The sequence below is a fragment of the Nocardia sp. NPDC049707 genome (genome assembly GCF_040674855.1).
Classification (GTDB): Bacteria; Actinomycetota; Actinomycetes; order Mycobacteriales; family Mycobacteriaceae; genus Nocardia.
In genome coordinates this window covers 1-9711 of sequence record NZ_JBFANN010000093.1, presented here as the reverse complement: position 1 = coordinate 9711, position 9711 = coordinate 1, and the positions used below count along the sequence as shown (strand labels likewise).

At 63.6% G+C, this 9711-nt stretch carries 4 protein-coding genes and 2 pseudogenes; 3 read left to right on the top strand and 3 right to left on the bottom strand.

Annotated features, from left to right (window positions below; all coding sequences use genetic code 11):
* Window positions 1–218 precede the first annotated feature (218 nt).
* Window positions 219–1079, bottom strand: a pseudogene (locus tag AB0J29_RS36545) (IS30 family transposase); the annotation flags it as partial.
* A gap of 610 nt (window positions 1080–1689) precedes the next feature.
* Between AB0J29_RS36545 and AB0J29_RS36540 the strand changes: the two are divergent.
* Window positions 1690–2244: pseudogene (locus tag AB0J29_RS36540) on the top strand (helix-turn-helix domain-containing protein); the annotation flags it as partial.
* Window positions 2245–3250: 1006 nt separating this feature from the next.
* Here AB0J29_RS36540 and AB0J29_RS36535 read toward each other — a convergent pair.
* Window positions 3251–4366, bottom strand: coding sequence for a MerR family transcriptional regulator (locus AB0J29_RS36535; RefSeq protein WP_364795784.1), 1116 nt, complete (start codon window positions 4364–4366; stop codon window positions 3251–3253).
* Between the two features lie 155 nt (window positions 4367–4521).
* Here AB0J29_RS36535 and AB0J29_RS36530 point away from each other — a divergent pair, with 155 nt between their 5' ends.
* Window positions 4522–4779: a hypothetical protein gene (locus AB0J29_RS36530; protein WP_364795781.1), complete on the top strand. Its 258-nt coding sequence runs from the start codon at window positions 4522–4524 to the stop codon at window positions 4777–4779.
* Window positions 4780–4885: 106 nt separating this feature from the next.
* On the opposite strand, the gene AB0J29_RS36525 is transcribed toward AB0J29_RS36530, so the two are convergent.
* Window positions 4886–6898 (bottom strand): hypothetical protein, encoded by a 2013-nt coding sequence (locus AB0J29_RS36525; protein WP_364795779.1) that lies wholly within the window; start codon window positions 6896–6898, stop codon window positions 4886–4888.
* A gap of 416 nt (window positions 6899–7314) precedes the next feature.
* Here AB0J29_RS36525 and AB0J29_RS36520 point away from each other — a divergent pair, with 416 nt between their 5' ends.
* Window positions 7315–9621, top strand: a complete 2307-nt coding sequence (locus tag AB0J29_RS36520) for a hypothetical protein (protein WP_364795777.1) — start codon at window positions 7315–7317, stop codon at window positions 9619–9621.
* The last annotated feature ends 90 nt before the right edge of the window (window positions 9622–9711 follow it).

Below are 9711 nucleotides of genomic sequence, written 5' to 3'. Positions count from 1 at the left end.
GGACAAAGCGAGGGCCCCGACCAGGGGACAGACCTATTGCGAGTTGACGGCTCAGCAGGCTTCTATCAAGTCACTCCCGGTCAGGGCTCTCGCCCGGCGGGCTGCTGTGGACATATCAACGGAAAGCCTTGCGGCACGTGTTCTCCGAGTCACCCAGCAGCCCTGGGCCGCAACAACTCCCGTCGAAGTCGTCCGGCACGAACCACTGTGCACCAATAGGTGTTCTCGTTCGACCCTCGCTGCCAGGGCGAATGCGGATCACAGAAGTAAACAGCCATGTCAGTGGCCATGGAGAACTGCTTGTGCCGGGCCATCTCGCAACCCTGGTCCCAGGTCAGCGAACCACGCAGATGCGCGGGCAACGCTGAGATCGTGGCGATCAACCCGTCACGGACGGTTTCGGCGTCGTGAGCACCGGGAAGGTGGACCAGCATCGTGTACCGGGTCGAGCGTTCGACCAGGGTGCCGATCGCCGAAGCGTTGCCCGCACCCATGATCAGGTCACCTTCCCAATGCCCGGGCACGGCCCGGTCATCGGCCTCGGCGGGCCGGTCGCTGATCATGACCATGTCATCGACGAACCGCGGGTTGCGTTGATCGGGCGCGCGATGGGGTTTGCGGCGAGTTCTTCCCGTTCGAAGTGCTTGGGCCACTTCACGTTTGAGCCCGCCACGGACTTGGAAATACAGTGCCTGGTAGATCGTTTCGTGGCTCACCCGCATGCTTTCGTCGTCGGGAAAGTCCTTGACGAGCCTGCCCGCGATTTGCTCGGGCGAGTACCGTTGCCGCAGCCGATCGGCGACCTCGGCCCGCAAGGCCTTGTTGGTCACCAGTTTGGACTCCTTCGGGCGCGCTCGCGCCGCCGCGGCAGCCTCGTGCGCCCGATACGGCAGGTAGCGGCCCTGGACCCGGTGAGCGCGGACTTCCCGCGACACCGTCGACTTGTCCTTACCGATCCCCGCCGCGATCGCGGTCAATGTCATCTTCACCGCCAGCCCGTCGGCGATCGCGATACGATCTGCCAGACACAGGTAGCGGGCCCCGATCGCGGCGGGTTCAGCAGTGACAGCGGTGCTCACCGACTGTTTGTAGCGGGCGGTGACACCAGTGCGGTAATCGGCGACAGTGCCATCGCGGTAGACCCGCTTGTTCCCCGTCTTCCGCACACCGGCACGCCAATCATCGGCGGTACGCGCATGGACCCCGACCTCACGCGCGGCACGCGCCGAGGACCAGCCCGCCGCCACCAACTCGAGAAACCGCTGTTTGGCCTCGGATTTCCCTCGAACCGCTCTCACGGCGCTGACCAAACCAGCCTCGACCAAGATCCGGCGAGCGACCGAATGCGATACCCCCACCGCTTTCGCGGCCTGGTTCACCGAACCGGTCTTGTCGAACACCGACACCACCAGCACCGGATCCGGCGCCGGTCGCCGGACACGCGGGCTGCCAGCCGATCCTCGGACCGCCCGCACGATCGCGTAAGCGCGGCTACGCGTGATCCCCAGCGAATCGGCTGACTCTCCCACCGGGACTCCGGCATCGACCAACCGGACCAACTGCTCGCCGAAACGATCAACATCCTCTGAAAACGACACAGTCGCCGCAACCTCTCAATCGAGAGTGTTGCGACGACCGCGTGAACCCGCCCACGATGGTCGGCCCTTCACCCCGTCCAGGAGCGCAGAAATGTCACATCCGAACGCCGTCCTCACCCCGCGCCACCGTATGAAAGTCGCTCGACTCGTCGTTGACGACGGCTGGCCAATCAGCGAAGTAGCGGCCCGATTCCAGGTGTCCTGGCCGACCGTGAAGAGGTGGGTCGACCGCTACCTTGCAGGCGAGTCCATGCAGGACCGATCCTCACGGCCGCGGAGGTCTCCGACCAAGACACCCAAGACCGTAACGAAGAGGTGCGTCAGCCTGCGACTGCGTCTGCGAGAAGGGCCGGTCCAACTCGCCACGAGACTCGACATCGCCCCGTCGACAGTGCACCGAATCCTGCGATCAGCGCGACTGAACCGACTTGCCTACGTCGATCGCGCGACTGGTGAAACCATCCGGAGGTACGAGCACGACCACCCGGGATCGCTTGTGCACGTGGACGTGAAGAAGCTCGGGAACATCCCCGATGGCGGCGGCTGGCGCTACGTCGGTCGCCGTCAAGGCGAGAAGCACCGCGTCGCGACACCGGGTAAGTCACGCAACTCACACGGAGGCCCGAAGCTCGGATACGCGTGGTTGCCGCATTCCCCACACCCACCCAATGACCTCGCGGCCTTCCAAGGCGACGAAGGCGACGAAGGCGATCGTCGCCGGATCCTCCAAGAACGGCGCATGGTCTTCGACCGCAACACCACGGAACCTCCGCACCGCAGCATCGATCAATCCATGATCGCGGGCGGTCAGCTGGCGAACAAGCACACCTCATACTTCACCACCCGCAGGACATACGTCGAACGATCCTCGGACAGCCCAACAGGAGGCCCATCCATGCCAATCGGTGAGCCAGTCCCACCTCGTCGAAGCGTGACCTCGGTCACTTCACCAGGGCTGCAATGCAACACGCGCTGTCATCGGAGTGGCAGAGGCAGCCCACTGCCGCCAAGCTGCTCAATAGCCACACGCACCCGACCGCACACGGCCACCGCGGAGACAAGCAGGATCTTCGTCACCGACGCCATCGTGAACGGCCTGCCACCACACATCGCACAGGTCATCTGCGGGCACAAGAGCATCGACACGACCATGGGCTACAAGGCCGTCTACCCTGCCGAAACCATTGAAGCGCACCGGACTTTCATCGCGCGCCGCCGGTCCGTTCGGCCCGCCGAAGAATATCGCACTCCGACCGACGAAGAGTGGGACGCATTCCTGTCCCACTTCGAGAAGCGGAAGGTGTCGGTCGGGACCTGCGCGCGAGCTTTTTCGACTCCCTGTATTCATGAGCACGCATGTGTCCGGTGTTCACTCCTGAGACCGGACCCGGCCCAACGAGCCAGGCTCGAAGAGATACGCGACAACCTCGAAGCCCGCATCATCGAGGCCAAACGCGAAGGCTGGCTCGGCGAAGTCGAGGGCCTGCAGGTCAGCTACAGCGGCGTCAAAGACAAGCTCGCCCAGATCGATGCCACGCTCCGGCGACATGCAGCCGGCACCCAACTCGGCATACCCACGTTCGGCTCGATCTCCGGAAAGGCTTCTGCAACAGAAAATCCCGGGGCCCGCGATGCTGAGAACGCGACGCGGTTCAGGCTATGAGCAAGCGGAGACCGAGATCTGCCGCGTCGAGGTCGGCGAGGTCGCGGTTGCGCTCGCCCCACCGGCCCGAGGCGAGATCCTCGCTGAGGCTTCCTACCGCCCGGCGCTCGGCCTCCGGTCCGACCCTCGTCCAGACCGACACTGCACGGCGAACATGATCCTCCAAATACGCCCTGGGACGGCGCCAGTACGCCTCGAACAGACCATCAGCGCAGTCCCACGGAATGGCCACCGGCTCCGCGATAGCGCCGATTGCGTCGGCCATGCCGGCAAGCGATGGAAAGTCTGCGAGGAGGTCGCCGAACTCAGGCAAGTAGTCGCGAGTCAGCCAGAACCGATCCTGCCATCCGGGCTCGCAGGCGTCGAAAGTCAGCACCACCACGCGGCGCGCCACGCGCCGCATCTCGCGCAGCCCGCCGATCGGGTCACGCCAGTGATGGACGGTGGAGACGGCCATCGCCGCGTCGAAGGACTGGTCGCCGAACGGCAGGCTCTCGGCGGCGCCAGCCACACACGGTGCCATGCCAGCAGGCCGCTGCGCCCGCATGACCGCCGATGGCTCCACCGCGGTCACATCCCGATCATAAGGCTCGTAGGATCCGGTGCCAGCCCCGACGTTCAGCACCGTCTGTGCATCCCCGAGCGCCTCCCAGATCTGCGCCGCGATCCGCGCGTCGGTCCGCCGCGTCGCGGTGTAAGCGCCACCGATCGCGTCGTACAGCCGTGCGCCGAGCATCTCCAATTGCTCCTCCGGCGTCATCTTGACTCCCTTCGCCCGTGCGTCCAGTTCTCTATCGATGGCGGCCACCATGGCATCGGTGCGATCGCGCCGTTCCAGCAGCAGGCCGCGCAGTCGGCGCAGGTGCGCGATCGCGTCGGTGGACGGGTCGCCAACCAGCTCCGCAACCTCCCGCAACCCGAAGCCCAGTTGTCGGTAGGCAAGTACCTCGCGCAGTCGTTCCACATCGCCGGGCGAGTAGGCCCGATACCCGGCTGCAGTCCGCGCCAACGGCCGGACCAGCCCGACCTCGTCGTAGTGATGCAGCGTGCGGACGCTCACACCCGCCAACTTGGCGACACGTCCCACGGTCAGGTGCTCCTCCACAGCACCGACTATGCAGCCTCACGCCACGTGAAGGTCAAGCGCCTCGCATCTAGCAGCGAGAGCCGAACGCGTGAGCGGCGGGCCCAAGGCGACTGCAGTAGGTCAGGGCGATGGTCTAGTTCAGAGAAGCATGCTTGAGATGTAGCCAACTCCATGTGAACCCCAGCATGCTGGGGCGACTCGACCAGCTCGAAGCCGAGCTGGAAGATCGCAGACGCCGCGCCACCGCTCAAGGCTGGCTCGGCGAGATCGAGGGTATCGACCGCACCCTGGAATGCCTACGCGACAAGCGATCTGACGCGCAGCGACTGACCCGGATAACCCAAACCGTCAGCTTGGGGTTCCCCACCCACACGCCGACCTCGACGGGTCTCACCCAGCCCGAAGGTCACACGCATACAAACCCAGAATAGCTGGACACCCTCGGACGTCCGTAAGTAGCCGATGATCGAGCGGGCACCGGTGGACGAATCGCCCACCGGCGCCCATCCATTGGGCACCGGATCCCGTGTTGACCGGTTACGTTTCCGGCAGGTGCCGCGCCCGCAGTTTTCTGCGGATGCCTTCCGTTGCGATGAAGATTCGAGATGCGGTCCGACTGGTCCTCGCGAGCACGGCGTCGAGGATCCGGTCGCGTCCCGGCGGTAGAGGGGCCGTGGCCACTACCTCGATGCGACGACCCGAATTGTCGGCAATCGGCGCCGCGGTAATGAGCATCCCCGCGGCCCGCAGCAGCATCGCCGCCTGTATCGGACCGACATCGTCGATGAATCCGTGCGCGTACTCGTTGCGCAGGTTGAGTCCGATCGGCCCGAGCAACTGCCAGTGCAGAAAGTATGCCCAATCCTCGTCCAGTGCAAGCTTTTCCAGCTCGTCAAGGAGGACGGGGAGGTACGGGTAATTACCGGGATTCTTGGCCGCTTGTACCTGATAGATGCCTTCATCAAGTTCGCGAAGCAGGGCACGAGCAGCGGCTTCAATTTTCGGGATCACGATCCCTGCGACGGCTTCGTAGTCTCGGGCCCAGAAGTACCCGAAGCCCTTGGCCAGGCTACGGGCAAGCCGCGGATCGACGGCACCCAACTCGAGGAACACAGCGGTGAGTTCATCGACGGCGGGGACACCGTATCGCTGGCTGATGCGCTGGAGGGCATCGACCAGAACTCCGCCGTACAAGTCGGCCTGGATCCCGGCACTTCGAGCCACATCCTCCTTGTCCTGCTCCTCGTCAGTACTCAGGGTGTAGCGGGGCATCCCGTTCCTGATGAGCACGGTGGGCAGACGCAGCAGGTCTTTGCCCATTGTCGCGGCGAGTGCGCGGTGATCCTGAATTCGGCCGGTCGGTGCGCAAGGGTCGGTGCAGAACAGTCTGATGCCCGTGCGCCAGTCCGATGCCTCGGTATACGGGTCGAGGTGGGATTCGATCACCCAGGTCGGAATCGAGCTCGATGTCCTGATCACCTCCATGCCGATGTCGTCGAGGTTGATCACCTCCATCTCCGCGACGAACTTCTTCGCCTCCTCGTGCAGGCCACGGGCGGTCGCGACTTTTGCCGCAGTCTCGAGATGAATGAAGCGCACCGCGAGGTTAGGGGCATCGTGTGCTTGCCGGTACAGCCCAGCGACTTCGTCAGCATGTACGTCGCGCAGTTCCTGCGTCAACTTCCCGGACCCGAGCAATTTTCGGCGCAGCCGGGCGACCTCAGCAATGAGGTGTTCCCGGGTTTCGGAGGCAGCGAGAGTCTTCAGCACCAAGTTGACGTAGCGCCGCAGGTCTTCGACACGGGAGGAGTCCTGTGGCTTCTCGCACAGCACCCGCAGCAACGGATACATCGCGCCGGGCATGGACCGATTGCGGTTCTCCATGAGGACGTCGACATGGTCGATCATCACGTCCAGTGCAGAGTTTTCCAGGCCCAGGTCCTTGAGTCGTCGCGCCAACGTCCATCCGCGCAGCAGATAAACGGCAGTGCGGGTGTCGATCTCGTGGCGATCGACGGCATCGATGTACGCCTGGGCCGCTCGTCGCCCATACCCACCAGCTTTCGGGACCTTCCTGGCGAACAGCAGATCCGCCAGACGAGCATGAGCTGCCGGAACCGTGACCGCGTCGGCCAAGGCTGTCCACAGGGTGACTTCGTCGTCGGTGACGTCAGCGACGCGGGGCCAGAGCGTGGAGAGGGAAGCAGCATCGACGGCGAGCTCCGCACCCGCGAGTCCTACATTCTGCTTCAGAGGCCGGCAAGAGAGCAGAGTAAGGGCCCGCTGACACGAATCAGGTAGTGCGACACCGAGTTCCTTGACTCCGCGCTCAACAGCGCCCCACCCGTCGGCACCGACAAGGAGGTCCTTGAAGGCGTGGTCCAGGACGCGGGCCGCGGCCGGAACGTCAGCCGCGTCGAAGACGTAGCGCGCCGGCGGACTGGGGACATCCTCATCGACGAGGTCGCCAAGATCCATCTGGCCTGCAACATCACCAGAGTCGAGATCGAGAGTCTCGCTGGACAAGGCTCCTAGATCGGTGTCGGTCATGCTGTCCATACTCCTCTGGACCGCCAGCAGTTTTCGTGAGGTCCAACCGACTCGGTCAATGGCTCAGTCGGAGCGCCACCAGCGGCCGAGGTCCGACGCGCAGATGCGCACTCGGGTCAATCTCCGACCACGCCGGTGAGGTCCACACCAGTCGTCCTGCGACCATAGGGTCGTTCTGCGCCCACGAACCTCGCAGGACGTCATCCGTCCGCAAATCCGCACTCCGTGGCGTGAGGCGCTGGTGGGCAACTGATTACAAGTATCGGGCCATAACGCTAGTCTAGGGCGGTGAATTCGCAGCAAGCGACGTTCTGTTGTGGTGATGCACGGTGACGTCCCGAGCGTCGGCTGGTGGTGCCGGTGACGCTGTTGGTGGCGGGCTTCAGGATCGTGTGTTCGCGTGGGCGGCTACCGCGATGGTGGTTGAGGTTCCGCTGCTCGACCCCAGACTTGTGGCAGGCAGAGTTGTTCAAGTCGGCGCGCAGACCGGGTTCCATGTCGATGACGTCGCCGTGCGGACCGACCTCGGCGGGTTCGCGCTGTTTCAAGCCAAAGCGGGCCTGTCGCTCGGCGAGACCGAGACGAGCGATCTCGGTAAGGCGCTCGATCAACTGGTCGCTCAATATCTGAGCGGCCGTTTTTCGGTCGAGGACGGCACTGAACGGGCCTTTGCCCCTGAACGGGACGTACTGGTGATTTGTACTGACAGTTCAGCGCCCTCCACAGTCCGGGACGCTCTTTCCGCGGCGGTAGCCAGGACAGCATCGCAGCCGCCTGGCACCGCTCTCGGGCATGAACTGACCAAACCAGAAGACCACGCGTTGAAAGTCGTTGTAGCTCATGTGCGGCGCCTATGGGCGGCGAAGGGCAACGGCGAACCATCGCACGAGCAGATCCGTGACTTCCTACGCGCTGTGCGGGTCATCACCCTCGCCTTGCAGGATGGTGAACCTGCACATGCGGCGGCGATCTCGCATCTGTCGAGAGTGTTGCCGACTGGAACCGACCTCACATCGGCGTGGAGTGTCCTGGTTGGGGAAGGACACACTGCGGCGGAGAAGCGGCAGTGGCGCGATCGCTCGGCGTTGGAACGAGCGCTTTCCCATGCACACATCTTCCTGGAGCCGCCGATTCGGTTTGCCGCAGAGATAGTCAAGCTCCGCGACATATCGATCTCCAACCTGGAGGTGCTGTTGTCGGATTCTTCTCTGCCGATCTCTGCGGGGATACACATTCGACGGGACGTAAGTGCCACCGTGGCCGCCCATGTCGACGACCACAACCTGTTGATCGTCGGAGACGCGGGTGCAGGCAAATCCGCAGTGGTGGCATCGTTCGCGAGTGACCGCAGAAGTCGCCAAGAGGTCGTTGTTCTTCGTGCTGTCGATATGGTCGGTTGCAATCGGTTGCAGCTGGATGCGCCATTGAGCACGATCCTCCGAGAGTGGACCGGCGCGCCTGCACTGCTCGTGATCGACGGTGTCGATGCGCTGCGTGGTGCCGACGACCGTGAAGTCCTCACTTCGATCGTGCCGGCCCTTGCCGGTACCCGATGGCAAATCGTGGCGACGGTTCGGACATTCGACGCCCGTCACAATCAGCAAATCCGCCAAGCCTTCGCCGGTGCACCACTGTCATCAGCGAGTAGCCAGCGGGATCCTCAACTGTCCGATGTTCGCCACATCGTGGTCGGTGACTTCACCGACGTCGAACTCAGTACCGCCATGACCCCGCCCCTCGACACGCTGTGGCGGGAGGCGTCCTCGCGCTTGCAGAACTTGCTCCGGAATCCGTTCAACCTACGGATCGCGATACGCATCACCGATCACTCATCGAGTGCTGAACGGGCGCGTCTGCTCGGCATCCGTAGTCGGGTCGGGTTGCTCGATGCGTATTGGGCGCATCGTGTGCGCAGCGACGATGTCACCGCCCGTGACGCTGTACTCGCAAGTATCTGCCGAGCGATGGTATCCACGCGACTGCTGCGAGTCCTCGAAGCAGAACCAATCATCGCAGGAACCGACAGCGGGGCGGTGACATCGATGCTCAGTGAGAACGTCCTCGCGATCGAACCGTCGCTGCCCGGAGGCCGCCGTGTTCTCGCGTTCTCCCACAACATTCTCTTCGATTACGCTGCCGCCATCTATGTATTGTTCGACCCGATCGATCCACCTCACCTACTCGGCCTGCTCGATGAGGATCCCGTTCTGCCTCTCACGGCACGACCCAGTGTCGAGATCCTGGTCGAAATGCTCTGGCAGCAAAGTGGTTCCGATCTGTTCTGGTCCTTGTGTCTGACGATCGTCGAGTCCGAACACACTCTGGCGTCGTTGGCCTTCGCGGCCCGACTGGTGTCCATGGTCGATGACAGCAACGACCTGAAACCGCTGTGGCCGACAGTGGGGCGCACCGACCGCCCGACGGGGATGTGGCCTGAGCAGCGGTTGGTCCGTCACCTCGTCGGAGCCATGCGCACGCCGTCTCTCCTGCCGCAGCCAGAACAAGCGGTGGCAGTCTTGTCGACACTTGCCCATCGCTTCGCCGTCAATGCAGAAAATTCTCGTATCGACGCTGGGCTCGCGATCGACCTGCTGAACAGCCTTGAGCTCCGGGCACCCCTGAACTCCGACAAACCTGGTTCGGTAGATCGCGCTGAGGCAGTGGCGGCTCTGTTGGATGGCTGCCGAACCCACCCAGTTCAACTTGAGGATCTCGCTGAGTGAGCGTCTGAGAACTCCGGCTGCGCGTGTGTGACGCTCGAGATTTGAGTGAACTCCTGGTAGTTCAGTGATTGCTGAGGTCGCTGTTCCACC